The sequence below is a fragment of the Winogradskyella aurantia genome, from assembly GCF_002266855.1.
Classification (GTDB): Bacteria; Bacteroidota; Bacteroidia; order Flavobacteriales; family Flavobacteriaceae; genus Winogradskyella; species Winogradskyella aurantia.
In genome coordinates, this window is record NZ_NGJN01000003.1 from 22,442 (window position 1) to 40,814 (window position 18,373).

The window sequence follows — 18,373 nt, forward strand, 5'->3', positions numbered from 1 at the left end:
GGTTTTCTAATTATAAAACATCGTTTAAATCATCTGCACCTTCCTCTATAGCTTCTTCCTTAACATTTATAGCCTTGTAATACTTGTTAAGTTCCTTTTTTATAATAGGCGACAACATAATTACACCTATAATATTAGGTACTACCATTGCGAATATCATTGCATCTGAGAAGTCGATTACAGCACCTAAACTTATCGAAGCACCAATTACGACAAAAATCAAGAATAAAATCTTATAGGCTAAATCGGATACTTTACCTTTTCCAAATAAAAACACCCAACCTTGCATACCGTAATAGGACCAAGAAATCATAGTAGAAAAGGCAAATAAAATTACTGCTACGGTCAATATAACAGAAAAGTGAGGAATTACAGTATCAAAAGCTGTTGCGGTAATTTCAACACCTTCCTTAATTTCCACACCGTATTCCATAAAAGAACCATCAAAATTTGTTATTACAATAACCAAAGCTGTCATGGTACAAATGACCACCGTATCAACAAATGGTTCTAGGAGTGCCACTATGCCCTCTGAAGCTGGATACTTTGTTCTCACCGCTGAATGGGCAATTGCTGCTGAACCAACACCAGCTTCATTTGAGAAAGCACCTCTTCGAATTCCTTGAATCATAACGCCAACCAGTCCACCAGCAATTCCAAGTCCAGAAAATGCCCCTTTGTATATCAATGCAAATGCATCATCTATTAATGTGAAATTAGCACCCAGAATAATTAATGCCGCTAATACATAAATGCCCGCCATAAACGGAACAATTTTTTCAGTAACCTTAGCTATTCGTTTTATACCTCCAATAATAACAATTGCTACCAAAACAGCCATCACCAGTCCAAAATACAGACCAGCATTTGAGCCTTCTAAATCAAAAAGCTTGACAAATTGAGCTGCAGCCTGATTTGCCTGAAACATGTTTCCACCCCCGAAAGAACCTCCTATTACAAAAATTGAAAACAACACAGCAAGTACCCTACCTAGACCACCCATACCTTTAGCTCTTAAACCTTTGGTGAGGTAATACATAGGTCCACCATAAACAGTACCATCCTCCCCTACGTCACGGTATTTAACACCAAGCGTACATTCAGCAAACTTGGATGCCATACCTAATAAACCAGCTAATATCATCCAAAACGTTGCCCCAGGACCCCCTATGGACAGGGCCACTGCAACACCGGCAATATTTCCTAAACCTACAGTAGCAGACAATGCTGCCGTTAAAGCCTGAAAATGAGACACCTCACCGTCAGCACTTTCATCCCTTATAGTTTCTATAATGTCTTCTCCCTCATTTGGTGTACTGTCACCATACAAAGTATCTGCACCATGTTTTTCAATATCTTCATATTTCCCACTCACTACCTTGATAGCCGTTCTGAAGCCAGTGATATTGATAAACTTAAAATAAATTGTGAAAAATAAGGCCCCTCCAACTAATACTATAAGTACCCAAGGAATCTTGTATTGTTCTGAAAATGGTATTTCATAGAAGATGGCATCTACGAACCAACCTGTGTAGTCCTTAAAGATAGCATCTATTTTCTCAGAGACGGTTTCTTGGGCATAATTAAGAAGCGGTAATATTAGTGCAAAAATAGATAGAAGATATTTCTTCATGGGGTTATCTGTTAGTTAGTTTTTGTTTTTAATAAGCCGCCAAGATGCTAAAAAAAAACGAGTTTTTAAAGACTAATACGTTAAAATGGATTTAAAATCTAGGCAAGATCATATTCGGAATTAAGGGTTTCAATCTGTTCTGGCCTTCCTAATACAATAATTTTAGAACCAGGCACAAGTTTAGTATCTGCCTCTGGATTAACAATATAATCCCCATGTTCATCTTTGAATCCAATGACTGTACACCCAGTTTTTTTTCTTAGGTCGAGCTCTCTTATAGTCTTAATCTTGCGTGTATCATAAAGCTGTTCAGCCTTAACTTCTTCTACGTTGATATTTCTTTCACCTACAATACCGAGGTTGTCAATAAATTCAATCAAATCTGGAATGACTACCAAAGATGCCATATGATCACCGCCTATTTTATCTGGCAAAATTACATTGTTGGCCCCTGCTAATTTGAGTTTATTGTATGAGGTTTCTTCTGAAGCTCTGCTTATAATAGCCATTTTATTATTTATTTGGCGTGCGGACAGTACAACAAATAAATTATCGGCATCATTTGGTAAGGCACTTATTAAGGTGCTCGCTCTTTCAATACCGGCTTCTTTCAATGTATCGTCATCATTAGCATTACCTTGCACAAAAGCAATATCATCTTCTTGAAACCTTTCAATAATTTCCCTATCACGCTCTATAATAACAAAGGGTTTCTTGTAAGCCAGTAATTTCCTTGCTGCCTGCTTCCCGTTGCGACCAAAACCACATATGATAATATGGTTTGACATGGAGTTAATTCTCTTCTGCATCTTTCGTTGTTTTATATCTTCAAAATTATTTCGACTTAAAATATATTCGGTAATGATTGATATGGCATAACCCACTATGACAACACTTGCTAAAATTAAAAATATCGTAAATATTTTTGATGCAGTATCAAGCGGATTGACTTCGGCAAAACCAACTGTGGTAATGGTAATGACCGTCATATAAATAGCATCAACCCAATCGTAACCCGATATTAGTTTATAGCCTAAAACCCCTACACACATAAGGAAGAGCAGCATTATCAGTGCTGTGTAAATCTTAGAACGAAATAGTCGTATTAAGGGATTGCTCATAATTTATAAATCGAATACCGAAGAGCGCTTAGTGTAAATGATATCTTTAATTCGTATCCAGAAGGCTAGGAATAAATACAGCGCAAACCCAAAGCCTAAAGTTACGAAAGTGAGATACATAAATGAGGTCCTCACAATTTTAGCTCTAATGCCCAAACGATCTGCTATACGCTGGCAAACATAGTATCCTCGTTTCTGGAAATACAGTAAAAGTTCATAGAACAATTTCATATTGCAATGTAATTAATTTTTAATGATTAGACTATTGCCAATTGCGCAGTTTAAACACTTGTTTTTATCGCAGTAGGCATTCTTCATTTGTAGAAGTGCTTGAGAGGTTAAGGCATTTTTTTTAAAGGGTTTGTAATCTAAAAATTTTGATACGATGGTGTTGTTTTCAATGTTCAATTCTTGGATTAACTTAAAAATCTCTTTATCTATTGATTTTCCTTGAGATTTAGCATAACTGAATTTAATTGGAATAATGGTATTTATAACCAATAAGTCAATGAATGACTTGGTGAGCTGTTTTCTTGATGTTTTTGAATTCTTTAAAAAGGTATAATGTGACTTCCAGAATTCAGAAACTCCTACAGTCAATATCTTATAAAAGTCGTCAAGCGAATTAACATCCACGATTTTTGAAAATAGATTTTCACGGGATTGGTACAAACTCGCAAATTGTGATAATCTAATGGTGGGGAAATTTTGTGGTCTAAGTCTAAAGAACTTCACAGGAATCATCCCCGACCTGTCTAATTTATATTTACCCTTAAGGAATTCATACTTCGTTTTTAATAATTGAAAGTGAGAGTCCTCAATAGTGTCCTGTAATAATCCGGCTTGTCCAAAAAGCAAGGCTTCTATTTCTAGGTCATTATGCCTTAATTTTCTAATAACGCTATAATCCACAGAGTTGGCAATACTTAAAAAAGCCTCACCGTTGATTTTAAGACCAAAGTTTTTAAGAAGCATTTTAAACAGAACAGCTTCCCAATTGTTATTGGATTTTTCCAAAAAGCCTTCAATGGTTATTGATTTTTGCTCTAAACGCTCGATATAAAGTCGCTCTAACCAGTTAGAGATCAAGAAGTCGTCAACCTCAGGGAATTGGGCTTCACAATTGATCCATGATTTTGACAACATTAATTCACGATACTTATGTTGAAGTCCCTTATCAACATATCGCTTAAGTTCCAAAGTTGGGATTATAGTATTATCGTTTCTAAAAACATCCGAATCGTGCTCCCAAACGACATGAAGAATAACGTTGTCATAGGTCTTATCTTGTTGGTGATTATGCAGGTACCAATCGGATGATTTAACGTGAATCTCAAGATTTCCAGCCCAAAGTTGTTCACCAATAATTAATTGAGCATTAAAAAAATCGGGGCCAGAATTAAGATTGTGTTGGCCAAGATTTCTTATTGTAACATCTTCCCCAAGTGTAGTTTTAAGTTTTAGGGTATTAAATGTACCGTATTTCCATACATAATGTAAGAACTCTTCTTGCATAAGCCTAAATTATAAAACTCAACCTAAACAATACAAGCACTTCGCTGCAAAAGTCGATGACTTTATTGCAAATTAATCAATGTAGCCCATTTTGCGCATCCATTCATCATTGAACATTTTTCCAACATAGCGACTTCCATGGTCGTGAAATAAAACCACTACAACGTCCTCTGGCTTAAAATGTTCCTTTAATTGTAAGACCCCTTTAATAGCCGCACCAGCGGAATTTCCTAAAAACATACCTTCTTCCTTGGCTAAACGTTGTGTGTAAACTGCAGCGTCTTTGTCGGTAACTTTTGTAAAACCATCAATAACACCAAAATTTACATTTGCCGGCAAGATATCTTCACCAATACCTTCTGTAACATAAGGATAAATTTCATTTTCATCAAAAATACCTGTCTCGTGATATTTTTTAAACACAGAGCCGTAAGTATCTATACCCCAGACTTTAATTTTAGGGTTTTTCATTTTTAAATAACTACCAACCCCTGAGATGGTACCACCAGTTCCTACACCAACTACAAAGTGGGTAACCTTACCATCTGTTTGACTCCATATTTCCGGACCTGTAGTCTTAAAATGTGCCTTACAATTACTTGGGTTATCATATTGATTGACATACCAAGCATTTGGTGTTTCTTCGGCCAATCGTTTAGAAACGGAATAATAGCTTCTTGGGTCATCAGGCTCTACTTCTGTTGGACATACAACAACTTCCGCTCCAACAGCCCTAAGAATATCCATCTTTTCTTTAGATTGTTTATCGCTTATTACAAAAATACACTTGTAACCCTTCACAATTGCAGCTAAGGCTAATCCCATCCCTGTATTACCTGAAGTTCCTTCAATGATAGTACCTCCTGGTTTTAGGCGACCATCAGCTTCAGCATCTTCTATCATCTGCAATGCCATACGATCCTTTACCGAATTCCCGGGGTTAAAGGTTTCATATTTAGCAAGCACCAAACATGGTAAATCCGCCGTTAGCTTGTTCATTTTAACCAATGGTGTATTCCCAATGGTGCCAAGAATATTTTCTGCGTAATCCATAGTAACTTAAAAGTCTGCAAATTTAAAAGATTTGTAAGGACTTATCCGTTAATTATTAGTTATGTTTTAGACGGTAATATCTGTCAGTCAAATCGAATAGCCTTAACGGGTGAAATCCTCGAAATTATGACTGATGGAATCAAAAGCATAAATAAGCACGCTAAAAAGGTTCCGATATTCAATAGAACAATATAATCTAAACTTACATATACAGGAGCCTCGCTCACGTAATACGTATCAGGATTAAGCGGAAATAGCTTGAAGTATTTTTGAATAAAAAGTAAGGACAGGCCAATTAAGTTTCCCCAGAATAAGCCCAAACCTATTAAATAGGACGCATTATATAAAAACACCTTTCTAATAGACCAATTTGTGCTTCCTAAAGCTTTTAATATTCCTATCATAGACGTACGTTCCAATATTAATACAAGTAAAGCTGTAATCATATTTATGCCCGCCACAACAATCATAATGATTATAATACCATAAGTATTATTATCGAAAATCTTTATCCACTCGAACACCGTATAATACTTTTGTGTGATAGGTGTAGCATTGAGCAAAGATGGGATTTCGCGATAAATTTGTCTAGATTTAGCCTCGATATCATCAAAATCTTCAATAAAAACCTCAAAACTTCCTACTTGGTCAGCTTCCCATTTGTTTAAACGTTGAATATGCCTTAAGTCAGCAAAGCAGAACTTTTCATCCAGTTCTTGAAAACCTGAATTGTAAATACCAACTATTTCAAAATTTATGATTCTAGGTAATTTATTTAAGTTCTCGCCAAATAGGGTCTGAAACCTATCCCCAACTTTAAAATTTAGTCTTTTGGCGAGATACTTTGAAATTAAGACTTCCTCATTGCGATTACCGGAATAATCTGGTAAGCGTCCGTCGACTAGGAATTCTTCGAAATAACGCCAATTAAAATCGGCGCCCACACCTTTAACGACCACCCCTTCAAAATCAGACTCGGTGCGGATTACTGCAAATTTTGTAGCCACAGCCTGAACATGATTCACACCCTCTACCGTTTTAAATTCTGGATAAAAATCTTGATTTAAAGAGATTGGTACCTGAGACTCATCTGACTCATTGGTATCATAATTTGTGATTTCAATATGGCCATTGAACGCTACTACCTTATCTCTTATTTTTTGTTGCAAGCCCAACCCTGTTGCTATGGCAATGAGCATAACGATTACCCCTATAGCAATAGCAGCAATACCAATTTTAATTATTGGTGCTGATACACTACTTTTATACGCTTTACTACTAATAATGCGTTTAGCTATAAACAACTCTAAATTCAAACCTGAAAAATGCGTTTAAAGGTTTTCAAAAATACAGTTTTATTATTTGTCTCCTTAGCTATTTCTTGTGCTAATCAGGTAAAATCTGATATTGGTCTATCAGGTAATAAAGAGGGTTCAGGATTAAGCCAAACAACAGTTAAAAATGATAGTTCCATTATTGTTGGGGCTAACCAGACCGAAGCTTACCTTCCTATTTTAAAGGGTAAACACATTGGTCTTGTAGCAAACCAGACGTCTGTTATATTTAAAAATGACAACAATTCCGCTACTAAAATTAAAGAATATACGCATTTGGTTGACTCGCTGCTCAGTCTAAATATAGTTATAAAGAAAGTATTTGCTCCTGAACATGGTTTTAGAGGTACCTCAGATGCAGGAGAAATTGTCAGAGATGGTATAGACACAAAGACTGGCCTTCCTATTATTTCTCTTTACGGTGAAAACAAAAAACCAAGTGAAGAACACTTAAACGATTTAGATATCTTGGTTTTTGATATTCAAGATGTAGGCGCCCGATTTTACACCTACATATCTACATTGCACTATGTCATGGAAGCCTGTGCTGAAAAGAACATCCCTATTTTAATTTTAGACAGGCCTAACCCTAATGGACATTATATTGATGGTCCAGTACTTGAAATAGAACACCAAAGTTTTGTTGGTATCCATCCTGTGCCTGTTGTACATGGAATGACGATTGGCGAATACGCCAAGATGATTAATGGCGAAGGTTGGCTGAAAAATAATATTAAGTGCGACGAGGTCAGAGTGATAAGCGTTAAGAATTACAGTCATACAACACCCTATAGTTTACCTATAAAACCATCACCAAATCTTCCGAATGACACGGCCATAAACTTATATCCAAGTCTCTGTTTTTTTGAAGGCACCAATATCAGTGTTGGAAGAGGTACTGAAAATCAATTTCAAATTATTGGCTCACCCAATTTCAAAATAGAGGGACATGACTATGAGTTTACACCACAACCAAATGAAGGTGCTAAATACCCAAAACACAAAGGCAAGCCTTGTTATGGATATGATTTAACCAACCACAAAAAATTGAATAACTTAAACCTTGGCTGGCTTCTTTCATTTTATAATGCAAATAAAGTCAATGCATCTGAAGAAGGCTTTTTCAATAGTTTTTTTACAAACCTAGCCGGTAACGAAAGCTTACAACAACAGATTGAAAATGGCTGGTCAGAGGAAGACATAAAAAAAAGTTGGGAGGAGGGCTTAAATTCATATCGCCTTATGCGTGCCAAATACACTATTTACATTGATTAGTGATTATCATCCTCTACGTTAGCTAATGCAACTGGCTTTGTTATATCAGATTTTTCAGATAAACCAAGGCCCTGAGCGGTTTGTTGGTCCTCGCCGTATACATGTACAACAAACACAATACGTTTTGGCGATTGCACGGCAACCATCACATGCTTTCCTTTAGAGAGCTTATTCAAGGGTAATTTATAAGAGTTTGAATTGATGTATAAATCGTATTCCCTGCCATAAGATTTATTTATGGTATACAGGTAATTTATTTTTCTTGTGCTTTTAAGAATAAGGGTATCTCTAGTATCATTTAATTGATGCACCAAATCCTTGGCTTGGATATTCCTGTTCTTCTCTAGCTTAGCAAAATGGGTTTGCGCCTGAAGTGAAATACTTAAGAGTAGTAAAAGTATTACTACAAGACAGATACGAATTAAATTTTTCAAGGTATACTATTAAGTTAAACTTTTCGGTTTACTCAACAGTAATTAATTAATCCTATTTAAACATAATAGATTTTAAACCTTTTATCTAAAAAATCCTACAAAGTGTTCAAAAAACCAGAAGAAAGGTTATTATTTCAACACTATTGTTAATAGCTTTTTGCAGTAAGCTTTAAAAGCTTGTTGGGATAGTCTGTAATGATACCGTCAACTTTAAAAGAAATCACCTGTTCCATATCCTCCACGTCATTTACAGTCCATGGAATTATTGTGTATCCTTCAGCGTGGTAATTCTTCACTATTTTAGAAGTTAAAAGTTTAAAAAAAGGACTTATAATCTCAGGCTTATATGATAGTTTGTTCAATTTTTCATTAATGTCTTCACCTTCATCAACCAACAATGCGACTTTCATTTCGGGTGATTGCTTTTTTATTTCTTCAAGAACGTTTAAATCAAAAGATTGCAGATTGACAGCGTTAAACATATCATTTTGCCTTATTTCTTCAAGTACTATCTCTACGTACTCTTCTGGATAAGGCGTATAAATACCATAGTAAGATGGCTTTGATTTTATTTCAATGTTAAAATTAACCTTAGCATTTTTGGATTTAACCAGTTCAAAAACCTCTGATAATAAGGGTTTATAAACTGAACTCTTTTTTTGGTTGGGGTAATCTGGATGAAATTTAGTGCCACAATCAAAAGCTTTGATGTCATTGTACGTCATTTCAAATAGGTTATAGGCCATATCCATTTCCTCCGGAATTTCCTCTCCACTAGGATCGTAACAAATAGTTCTACTCATAAAGGGTTCATGAGAGACAACAACTTTCTTGTCTTTTGTTATGGCAATATCTAATTCCAAGGTATTAACGCCTAAATCAATAGCCGTTTCAAATGCAGGAAGTGAATTCTCAGGCAATAAGCCTCGACATCCTCTGTGCCCTTGGATATCTAATGTGGTATTGGAAATACAGTTCATAAAAACCAAGAACAAAACAATTAGCCCTTTAGATTTCAGACTCCGAAGAAAGTGTTGGTTTTTCATATTTCTGAAAGGGCTGTTTTAACAATTCGCCTACATGACTATTTTTGCTTTCATCTGGAAAAACATCAACACCATAAACCAATTTTTCACGGTCTAAATACATATATGTGCCAAAGATACGGTCCCAAATACTAAAGATATTTCCATAATTGGAATCTGTATACGGCAATCTATAATGATGGTGAGTTTTGTGCATATCTGGAGAAACGATTACGTAGCTCAGGGCTTTGTCCAGTCCTTTAGACATCCTTAAATTGGCATGAGTAAATTGTGAAAACACTAGGGATAAGGATTGGTATAAGAACACCAAAGCTATTGGTGTACCGACTATAAATACACCAAACAAGGTAAAGGCAAACCTTATAAGGCTCTCAATAGGATGATGCCTATTAGCTGTAGTAGTATCTACATTGTGATCGGTGTGATGCACAAGGTGTACCATCCAAAGGGGCTTAACCTTATGCTCAACATAATGTGGCAAATACGCCCCAAAAAAGTCCAATAATAACACTCCTATCAGAGCATATAGCCATAGCGGCATTTCAGGCAACCAATTGATTATACCAAAATCGTTAACTTTCACCCAATCTGCCGTACCCAACAACAACCAAGCCAATCCAAAATTAATGACTACGGTTGTGAGAGTAAAAAACAGATTTGGGATGGCATGTTTCCATTTTTTGTATTTGAACTTAAATAATGGTATCCCACTTTCTATCAACCAAAATACTGTAAGTCCCCCAACTAGAATTAAACTCCTATGAGAGGAGGGAATAGTTTCAAAATATTGAATTATTGTTTCCAAATCTCTTAGTTATTTATTGATGTTAATAATCTTCTGGGCCTTTTTCAAATTTACAGAAGAAAGACTAGATTTCAACGCTCGTGCTTTATCATACCGCTTTGTGATCATGTGGGTTGTAAAACTTAAAAACACAAACATAGGTTGATTTGCTTCCAAAACACCGTCTTTCTTAATGCGTTTTAGTTTTCGATATGCCCTTTGAGGTTTCCCGGCAATCACATCATTTTTAGATTCTAATAAAGCCAACCTTTGTTCAAGTACTAGCCTATCCTCTAAAGGCTCGGCTATTAAAAAAGAACTGGCCTCATCAGAATATATTTCTGATAGTCTTAAAATTTCAGCACGAACATCATCACCAAAATACAATGAAAAATCCATATACTTCGCCGCTAAAAAATAAGCTGAATAAAAGTTCTTCTGCTCATGGTAATTTTTTAATTCTGACGCCAAATATGTTGTGTTGAGGGCATATTTATTTAAAAGAACGCTTATATTTTCATAATCTCCGGTGTTTGGGTTTGTATTTAAAATATTCCCGTTTATATCCATTATTTTAATAGAGTTGTCATTAAATTTATCAATGTAGCTTTGCTTTCTTTTATTTTTAATTTTAAGAAATAAACTTTCATACATATTTTCATTAACGATTACAGGGACAAAATTTTCCCAAATGATCGGACTCAAACGCTCATTGGTAAATAAATTAGGAACAAGTCTGTTCCGTCCATATTTATCTTTTATTAAAACAGGGTACCTATATTTGGTCATATCTTCCCAGACCATCAAAACCATTTTATTCTGCGCCATCGCCAAATCCTGGGCTATAGGTAATGAACGCATCCATTCTTGGCTATGCGATAAATAAAAAGAAAATACTGCTACGAGTGATGCGATAAATTTTGTCTTCATAAAATAGGTTTAATTCCTTTCCTCAAAAATTATTCCGAACATGTATATCATAAATCAATTCGTTTTTTCATAGCCTCAACAATATTAAATGCAGCAGGGCAAATAGCGACGTTTTTCAAGGTTAGGTTTGAAATTTGTTGAAACTTTTTCCTGTCTGTGTGAGGAAATTCTTGGCAGGCCTTTGGTCTAAACTCATAAATAGAACAGTAATTATCAGCATCTAAAAACGCGCAGGGTACAGATTGCAACACATAGTCCTTTTCTTCATCAATTCTTAGGTATTGATCGATAAATTCCTGCTCTTTCATCCTTAAATATTTAGAAATACGTCTGATATCCTTATCCGTAAACAAAGGACCTGTAGTTTTGCAGCAATTGGCACATTTTAGACAGTCCGTACGTTCAAATTCCTTTTGATGCAATTCTTGCATCAGATAATCTAATTGTTTGGGTGGCTTCTTTTTTAATTTAGCAAAAAAGGTTTTGTTTTCCTTATGCTTATCTTTAGCCAACTTAGGAAGATTATTGATTTTGTCTTGCATAATGTAAAAATAACGATTTTGATGAGATGTTGAAACAATTCAACCCTCAGAAAAAGAGTTCTACTTTCACAAGAAATAACCATGAAAGACATTTTTGGCAAAGCGTTACTGGACTATCACAACGATACCTGCAAAGAAGATATCGTTACATGGACCCACATATCTAATGAAGACACCTTACCCCTGGAATATCTTTTTAGAGGGTTCGAAGATATGCCCAAAATAGAACAAAAAGCTCTTAAAATGGCCAAAGGACGCACATTAGACGTGGGCTGTGGTGCTGGAAGTCATTCGCTATGGCTTCAAGATAAGGGGCTCTATGTCAAAGGCATTGACACCTCTAAAGGTGCAGTTGAGGTTTCTAAAAAACGTGGAATTAAAAATATCAGTTTGAAGCCGCTTTTGGAAGAAACAGAACAGTTTGATACCATTTTATTATTAATGAACGGTACAGGTATCTTCCAAGAATTGTCTCAGGTTACGACCTATCTTCATCATTTAAAATCGCTATTACTCCCAAAAGGCCAAATCCTAATTGATTCTTCGGATATAAAATACATGTACGAAGATGAGGACGGTGGAACTTGGTTAGACCTAAATCAAAACTATTATGGAGAATTAGATTATTTCATAAGCTACAAAGGAGAAACAGAAATACCCATGAAATGGCTTTATCTCGATTTCCAAACTTTAAAAAGAGCCTGCCTAGCGACAGGTTTGCAGTGCGAAAAGGTTATGGATGGTAACCATTTCGATTATTTAGCGAAAATTACCACTTAAATAAAGCTAAAATATAGACAGCGACACCATTTGAAATTAACACCTAAGAATTAAAAATCAAATTGATACGTTGCACCAGCTAACACCTGAATGCCTTGTACTGGAAAATTCAAATAGCGCTGATAATCTTGGTTGAATAAATTATTACCCTTAGCAAAGACCGTAAATTGATCATTTATCTTATAACCCACATGCACATTCGCGTCAAAATAACTATCTAGTGTAATTGTATTTGTAGGTGTTGGTAAAAAGGTACCAACCAAAGACTGGGCATCTTTACGTTCACCAACGAAAAATGCACTTGCCCCAGCAAACCACTGCTCCGATATTTGAAAGTCTGCAAAAATAGACCCCGTTACATCTGGCAAGTTCCAGGCTTCAGCCTCGTTATCGGTACTATAATTAAAATAAGCACCCTTTATACCTAAAATAAAGTTTCTGTTGACATCAATATTTAATTCACCTTCTAGAGAAAAGGTAGTAATGTCATCATACACTAGGCCAAATGAATTACCATATTGATAATCTCTAGTGGCAAATGTCTGGGCATCATTAGCTTTAAATAAAGCCTTATTCTCTTCGGCAAAATAATTTCCTTTAATATTATAGCTAACGTTATTGGACAGTTTACCCTTTAGGCCCACAAATCCATTGTACTGCTGATTCGTTGGAGTTATCAAGAGCGTAGGAGACACAAATGGGTTTTCATTGGCAAAATCGTGATATGAATTTTGGATGAGTCCACCTTTTATACCTCCATAAGCAATTAAAATTTCATCAACCAAACGATAAGACGCTTCTATATTGGGATACAAGAAGAACTTGTTATCATCGAACTCAGTATCGTTGAGATAGACTAATTGAATACCCAAATCTATGGTTAGGTCGTCTTGCTTTAGCTGATAAGATGGCGCTAGTCCAAAAGTAACATTCCCATAATTAATTTCGTCGTCACTTGTATAAGTATTATCAAACTTTCCACCTATGTAATCAATGTAAAATTCAGTAGCAATAATTTCAGCATCGATTGGAACCTCGAAAGCTGCTTTGGCCACGAATCTATTCTCGCCAGAATCTTGGTTATCCGCAAAGCGAATAAATCTCACACTACCGTCATCGATAAAGGTATCATCAAATCTTATGGTTCCACCAATATTAAAACTGGTGAAGCTGTGCCCTGGATCAATTAAACTAGCTTCTGCCTGTCCAAAGAAATTTTGTGGCAGCCCATACCAATTATAGGTTTGAAGGTCAAAACCTGTATCTACTTTCCATGAAAAATCCCTAAGCTTCTGTGTATAGTGTGCCTTAAGACTTGTTTTGGTAAAATCGTCATCTAACAAAAGCCCGTCTATACCACCTTGGGATGAATGGTGGCTAAAATATCCTCCAACGATTTCATCATTACTCAATTCATGATTTAAAAAGACCTCTCCTAAAATTGTAGTGTAAGAACCAACTCCCAAGGAGGCATAATTATCATAAAGTTTAACAGATTTCGCCCTTTCAACATTAGCTGCCTTACCCTTTGCCGGTGTAAACGTAGAAGCAACAGGAATGGATAGAATGTTATACTTAACCGTTTTCTTTTTTACCGTCCCTGTATCATTGGAGCGCGGATTATCCTTAATCTTAAAGGCATCAGAAATTGTAGGTTTATATGGCTTTACCACATTGACGACTTGGTCACCTATAGTATCTTTAGTTCGTTCCTGGGAAGTTAGAAAAGACCAGCTTCCTGATAAAATAAGGATGAAAAATAAAAATTTGATTTTCATTTTAAGGATTTTGATTACTGATTGATGGTCTAAAAAAGATTGTTTTAGTTGCCATCGGATTCGATTGATGAATTTGTTTTAGCCTCTTCCGCTTTAATTTTATTTAAATTATTGGTTGCATCTTCAACAACGTCATTAAATTCAGGAAAGTTTGAAATCACACTCTCTAAAATATAGGTGGCTTGAAATGCATCACCCAAAGCATAAAAGTTTTTTGCCATTACTACCAGTCCTTTAGCACTATAATATTTGTAACTGCTGTAGTTCTTGGCCAGCTGTTGTATAATTGTATTAGAGGCCTTATATTTTCCTTCCTTATTCTTAAAAAAAGCATTGAAGTAAAGCGCTTCCGCTGCAACCTCGCCAGTTGCAATTTTTTCTACATCAGCGTAGGCTAATTTTGCTTTATCTTCATTCCCAGTTTTAATTGCTGACCTTGCTATAATAATTTTGGCATCGCTTTTTACCTTGTTATCTAGCTTAGAATTATCCAGAACCTTCTCCGCATAGCGCTCTGCAGCGTTATAATCCTCGGTTTGATAATAGGCGTTCATCAAATTAGATGCCGCATAAATGACATTTTGAGGGTAATCCGCCTCCTGTTCTAAACGTTTTAAAATGGGGATAGCCTCTGACCAATTGGAGTTAGTTAGGTAAATTTCACAGAGTCGTACTAATGCCTGCTCAGAAAACTCACTTTTTGACGTCCCTACAACATATTCGTAATGAGGCCGTGCATTTTCATATAAATCCTTTTTAAAGTACAATTGGGCTAAATAAAAATGAGACGTCAAGGCATGTATACCATTGGGGAATTGATTAATATATTTATTGAATTGCTGAATTGCTTTATCCGTATCACCATCTAAATACGGTTTTTCGGCCGCAGAATACATGGTATTATCCAACTCAACATCAGTAACCTCAACATAACCCAATCCACGTACCCAGTTAGCGTAATCATCAACCCGACCCAAATCAATGTAAATTAATCGTGCTGTGGCAACTGCTTGAACGGCCTCTCCTGAACCAGGAAAATCCTTGGCAACTTCTTTGAATTTCTTCAGGGCACTTTCATTATTATTGGCGTTGTAATAGACCAAACCTTGCCTCAATAGGGCTTTAGACGTAAAAGCACCTTGCTTGTATTCTGAATTAAGTCTGTCATACATTTGCATAGCCCTATCTGTCTCATTGGATTTAATGTAGGAATTGGCCAACTCGTACATAGCGTCATCACGTAATGCCGACTTTGGGTAGCCTTCTATAAAAGACCTGAGTTCTTTGTTTTTAGTATTACTATTTCCTAAATACCCATAGCTCATTGCTTTTTGAAAAGCGGCGTAATCGGTCTCAATTTCATTTATTTGAATAGCCTTATCGTAGGCATTTATGGCACTTTGATACTCACTTGACACAAAATGAGAATCACCTAATCGCAAAAAAGCATCATTTCTGCGAAGCCTATCCGTATTGTTATTATTTAGGAATCTCTGAAAATAATCAGAAGCTTTATTGTAATCCTTTAATTTAAAATAAGTGTAAGCTAAATTGTAATTTAAGTTTTGGTTTTCAGGCAAGCTTGAAGCTTCATCCATCCCATAAAATTGTTTGAATCCGATTAGCGCATCATTGTAATTGGTGAGATTATAAGCCGTCTCAGCTCGCCAGAAGGTTGCCTTGGCTACAAATTTTGAATCTCTTGGTTCTTTTAATGAGCTTGTAAATAAGTCTAATGCTTCACTATATTTCGATTCATTGTAAAGCTCAATCCCCCTCAAATAAGCCACTTTTTGATAAGCCACTTTATTTTCAAAACTGTTCTTACCCTTCAATAATTCTAAGGCCTCCTTATAATTTTTAGAGGTGATATAAGAATCAATCAATAAGTTTTCAATGTCTTCCCTGTAATTTGTTTTAGGATACTCATCTAGAAAACCCGACAAAACTTGTGGCACAGATTGATAAGGATTACCGATTTCATAACTGATCTTCGCATAATTGAGCCATGCATCTTCCTTGATTTTTAAATCATAATCCATTTGAGATGCATTTCTAAAAGCGTTAAGCGCTTCTTGTTTTTTATCCAGGTTTATATAGCTTTCACCCAAATGATAATAAGCATTTTGTGCTACCCCATTAGCACCATCAATTATTTTATTGAACTCAGAAACAGCACTTTCAAAATCATTTTGTTTGTAATATGCATAACCCAGTTGGTAATAATCCGTATTGCTCCACTTGCCTCGTTTTCCCTTGTAGTCCTTTAAATAAGGTATGGCCTCTGCATATTGTTCTAAGTTGAAATAGCTTTCACCTATAATCTTTGATAGTTCGGATTTTTCATCCTTGTTACTTTTCTCAAGTTGTCCTAATGCTAGCTCAATTGCCTTTTCAAATTTTCCTAATTTAAAATTCAAGTCCGCTTGATAGTACGATAGCTTCTCCTTGTATTTTTCATTATCACTAACTTGATCAAAATAGGAGTTGGCCTTATCATAATCATCGCCTTCATAAGCCATATAACCAATGTAATACTTGGCTTGTGATCCATATTCCTTAGAATTTACAACCCTATTGAGGTATCTTGTTGCTTGTGTTGCGCTATCAGTAGCATACAAGCTATACCCATAGTTGAAATAGAAGCGTTCACGCTCAGCCCAAGCAATACTTAGTTCATCTACTTTATCGTACCACTTGCGGGCATAGGCATATTTTGAGTTTTCAAAATAGTAATCAGCTACATCCAAAAATGCTGTGTTTCTTTTCGGACTAGTTGGATATTCTTCAACAAACTCAAGGATTAAATCATCTGCATTGTGTTGGTTTAAACGCACTGCACAATTGGCTATATAATAAGAACAATCAGATTTTAACACCTCGTCGTTAGCGCTATTTTTAACATCCTCAAAAAGAGATTGAGCGGCATTATATTGCTTATTATTATAAAGCGTTAGGGCCTTCTGAAAATCTTTTAAATCACTTGTATAGATTTCAGATTTCTGCGCTGAACCTAAAAATGAAACAATAATAAAAACGAGAAGGAATTGTTTTTGTGTAAATAGCATTAGTGTCGTTTTTTGATTGTTATTAATTGAAGGACCAAATTTAATTTAATACCTAATTTATAACGCTAGAAATTGCCTATAATTATAAACCAAGTTATTAAATGTTGCAGGTGAACTGATTTCACTCTATCTTAATTAAATTAATCTTTTTAGAAAAAAATCACCCTAATCGCTATTATCGAAGATTTGCTGAAAATAATCCGCGAGGTTGGTTCGTTTTAATTTCTATTGAACCATTTTGTTATGGTCATACACTAATCAAAAAAACAAAACCCTGCAAAAAATAGATACTAATAAACGCCACAGAACTCATTTGTGAATTGATGATTTAAACAATACTTTTACAGCACTAAATTTATGGGTTATTAATATGTCTGAAACCGTCTTACAACTTAAAAATGCAACTATTTATCAAGGTGGAAGTGTTGTATTGTCTAAAGTAAACTTTGAAATGCAGAAAGGTGATTTCGTTTATCTGATTGGAAAAACCGGAAGTGGCAAAAGTAGCTTTATGAAAACTTTGTACGGCGACTTGGAGCTGACGGAAGGTGAAGGTACCGTTGTTGATTATAACCTCAAAACCATGAAAGAAAAAGACATTCCTTTTCTACGCAGAAAACTGGGCGTTGTTTTTCAGGATTTCAAATTATTACCAGACCGAACGGTGAATGGCAACTTAGAATTTGTCCTTAAAGCCACTGGCTGGAAGGATAAAGATAAAATTAAAGACCGCATAGAATCTGTTTTGGATAAGGTTGGAATGAAAACCAAAGGCTTCAAATTTCCTCATGAACTATCTGGTGGTGAACAACAGCGTATTGCGATAGCTCGGGCATTATTAAACAATCCCGAAATAATCCTAGCTGATGAGCCCACAGGTAACCTTGATCCACAAACGAGTATTGAAGTAATGGAAGTACTGCAAGACATTAACAAAAATGGCAATACCATTCTAATGGCTACACATGATTATGCCTTACTTCTTAAATACCCAAGTAAAACCTTGAAATGTGATGAAAACAAGGTGTACGAGGTTGTGCAGAGAAAGAACTAGTAGTTGTCAAAATTCTATAAATGTAG

16 protein-coding genes are annotated in these 18,373 nt (G+C 35.5%); 3 read left to right on the forward strand and 13 right to left on the reverse strand.

Annotated features, from left to right (window positions below; all coding sequences use genetic code 11):
* Nucleotides 1–10 precede the first annotated feature (10 nt).
* The 6 genes from CA834_RS05930 to CA834_RS05955 all read right to left on the reverse strand — a co-directional run bounded on the left by CA834_RS05930 (nucleotide 11) and on the right by CA834_RS05955 (nucleotide 6,638).
* Nucleotides 11–1,633, reverse strand: coding sequence for an alanine/glycine:cation symporter family protein (locus CA834_RS05930; RefSeq protein WP_094967770.1), 1,623 nt, complete (start codon nucleotides 1,631–1,633; stop codon nucleotides 11–13).
* A gap of 98 nt (nucleotides 1,634–1,731) precedes the next feature.
* On the reverse strand, nucleotides 1,732–2,754 hold the full coding sequence (locus CA834_RS05935) for a potassium channel family protein (RefSeq protein WP_094967771.1): 1,023 nt from the start codon (nucleotides 2,752–2,754) through the stop codon (nucleotides 1,732–1,734).
* 3 nt (nucleotides 2,755–2,757) lie between these two features.
* A complete protein-coding gene (locus tag CA834_RS05940) occupies nucleotides 2,758–2,985 on the reverse strand; it encodes a PspC domain-containing protein (RefSeq protein WP_094967772.1) in 228 nt (75 codons plus the stop codon).
* A 12-nt stretch (nucleotides 2,986–2,997) separates the two neighbouring features.
* Nucleotides 2,998–4,269: a DUF2851 family protein gene (locus tag CA834_RS05945; RefSeq protein WP_094967773.1), complete on the reverse strand. Its 1,272-nt coding sequence runs from the start codon at nucleotides 4,267–4,269 to the stop codon at nucleotides 2,998–3,000.
* A 72-nt stretch (nucleotides 4,270–4,341) separates the two neighbouring features.
* Nucleotides 4,342–5,322 (reverse strand): PLP-dependent cysteine synthase family protein, encoded by a 981-nt coding sequence (locus CA834_RS05950; RefSeq protein WP_094967774.1) that lies wholly within the window; start codon nucleotides 5,320–5,322, stop codon nucleotides 4,342–4,344.
* An 83-nt stretch (nucleotides 5,323–5,405) separates the two neighbouring features.
* Nucleotides 5,406–6,638, reverse strand: a complete 1,233-nt coding sequence (locus CA834_RS05955) for an ABC transporter permease (RefSeq protein ID WP_094967775.1) — start codon at nucleotides 6,636–6,638, stop codon at nucleotides 5,406–5,408.
* A gap of 9 nt (nucleotides 6,639–6,647) precedes the next feature.
* On the opposite strand from CA834_RS05955, the gene CA834_RS05960 reads away from it, so the two are divergent.
* A complete protein-coding gene (locus CA834_RS05960; protein WP_094967776.1) occupies nucleotides 6,648–7,931 on the forward strand; it encodes an exo-beta-N-acetylmuramidase NamZ family protein in 1,284 nt (427 codons plus the stop codon).
* On the opposite strand, the gene CA834_RS05965 is transcribed toward CA834_RS05960, so the two are convergent.
* The 5 genes from CA834_RS05965 to CA834_RS05985 form a co-directional block, all read right to left on the reverse strand.
* A complete protein-coding gene (locus CA834_RS05965; protein ID WP_094967777.1) occupies nucleotides 7,928–8,365 on the reverse strand; it encodes a hypothetical protein in 438 nt (145 codons plus the stop codon). The genes CA834_RS05960 and CA834_RS05965 overlap by 4 nt on opposite strands.
* Nucleotides 8,366–8,511: 146 nt before the next feature.
* Nucleotides 8,512–9,345, reverse strand: coding sequence for a glycerophosphodiester phosphodiesterase family protein (locus tag CA834_RS05970; RefSeq protein ID WP_094967778.1), 834 nt, complete (start codon nucleotides 9,343–9,345; stop codon nucleotides 8,512–8,514).
* Nucleotides 9,346–9,373: 28 nt separating this feature from the next.
* A complete protein-coding gene (locus CA834_RS05975) occupies nucleotides 9,374–10,216 on the reverse strand; it encodes a sterol desaturase family protein (RefSeq protein WP_094967779.1) in 843 nt (280 codons plus the stop codon).
* Between the two features lie 9 nt (nucleotides 10,217–10,225).
* Nucleotides 10,226–11,125 carry a hypothetical protein gene (locus CA834_RS05980; protein ID WP_094967780.1) on the reverse strand — a complete coding sequence of 300 codons (900 nt, stop codon included), beginning with the start codon at nucleotides 11,123–11,125 and terminating at the stop codon, nucleotides 10,226–10,228.
* A gap of 47 nt (nucleotides 11,126–11,172) precedes the next feature.
* On the reverse strand, nucleotides 11,173–11,667 hold the full coding sequence (locus CA834_RS05985; protein WP_094967781.1) for a YkgJ family cysteine cluster protein: 495 nt from the start codon (nucleotides 11,665–11,667) through the stop codon (nucleotides 11,173–11,175).
* A gap of 81 nt (nucleotides 11,668–11,748) precedes the next feature.
* Here CA834_RS05985 and CA834_RS05990 point away from each other — a divergent pair, with 81 nt between their 5' ends.
* Nucleotides 11,749–12,447 carry a class I SAM-dependent methyltransferase gene (locus CA834_RS05990; RefSeq protein WP_094967782.1) on the forward strand — a complete coding sequence of 233 codons (699 nt, stop codon included), beginning with the start codon at nucleotides 11,749–11,751 and terminating at the stop codon, nucleotides 12,445–12,447.
* 50 nt (nucleotides 12,448–12,497) lie between these two features.
* Here CA834_RS05990 and CA834_RS05995 read toward each other — a convergent pair whose 3' ends face one another.
* Entirely contained in the window at nucleotides 12,498–14,225 is a 1,728-nt protein-coding gene (locus CA834_RS05995; protein ID WP_094967783.1) for a TonB-dependent receptor, read from the reverse strand.
* Between the two features lie 44 nt (nucleotides 14,226–14,269).
* Entirely contained in the window at nucleotides 14,270–17,293 is a 3,024-nt protein-coding gene (locus tag CA834_RS06000) for a tetratricopeptide repeat protein (RefSeq protein WP_094967784.1), read from the reverse strand.
* Nucleotides 17,294–17,663: 370 nt separating this feature from the next.
* Between CA834_RS06000 and CA834_RS06005 the strand changes: the two genes are divergently transcribed.
* Complete coding sequence (locus CA834_RS06005) at nucleotides 17,664–18,347, forward strand: cell division ATP-binding protein FtsE (protein ID WP_094967785.1); 684 nt, start codon at nucleotides 17,664–17,666, stop codon at nucleotides 18,345–18,347.
* Nucleotides 18,348–18,373 lie beyond the last annotated feature (26 nt).

Bases quoted from the DNA above. Each gene is read 5' to 3' on its own strand.
- CA834_RS05980 (WP_094967780.1), bottom strand. From the start codon at position 11,125: ATGAAGACAAAATTTATCGCATCACTCGTAGCAGTATTTTCTTTTTAT.
- CA834_RS05950 (WP_094967774.1), bottom strand. From the start codon at position 5,322: ATGGATTACGCAGAAAATATTCTTGGCACCATTGGGAATACACCATTG.
- CA834_RS06000 (WP_094967784.1), bottom strand. From the start codon at position 17,293: ATGCTATTTACACAAAAACAATTCCTTCTCGTTTTTATTATTGTTTCA.
- CA834_RS05940 (WP_094967772.1), bottom strand. From the start codon at position 2,985: ATGAAATTGTTCTATGAACTTTTACTGTATTTCCAGAAACGAGGATAC.
- CA834_RS05930 (WP_094967770.1), bottom strand. From the start codon at position 1,633: ATGAAGAAATATCTTCTATCTATTTTTGCACTAATATTACCGCTTCTT.
- CA834_RS05985 (WP_094967781.1), bottom strand. From the start codon at position 11,667: ATGCAAGACAAAATCAATAATCTTCCTAAGTTGGCTAAAGATAAGCAT.
- CA834_RS05935 (WP_094967771.1), bottom strand. From the start codon at position 2,754: ATGAGCAATCCCTTAATACGACTATTTCGTTCTAAGATTTACACAGCA.
- CA834_RS05960 (WP_094967776.1), top strand. From the start codon at position 6,648: ATGCGTTTAAAGGTTTTCAAAAATACAGTTTTATTATTTGTCTCCTTA.
- CA834_RS05990 (WP_094967782.1), top strand. From the start codon at position 11,749: ATGAAAGACATTTTTGGCAAAGCGTTACTGGACTATCACAACGATACC.
- CA834_RS06005 (WP_094967785.1), top strand. From the start codon at position 17,664: ATGTCTGAAACCGTCTTACAACTTAAAAATGCAACTATTTATCAAGGT.
- CA834_RS05945 (WP_094967773.1), bottom strand. From the start codon at position 4,269: ATGCAAGAAGAGTTCTTACATTATGTATGGAAATACGGTACATTTAAT.
- CA834_RS05970 (WP_094967778.1), bottom strand. From the start codon at position 9,345: ATGAACTGTATTTCCAATACCACATTAGATATCCAAGGGCACAGAGGA.
- CA834_RS05995 (WP_094967783.1), bottom strand. From the start codon at position 14,225: ATGAAAATCAAATTTTTATTTTTCATCCTTATTTTATCAGGAAGCTGG.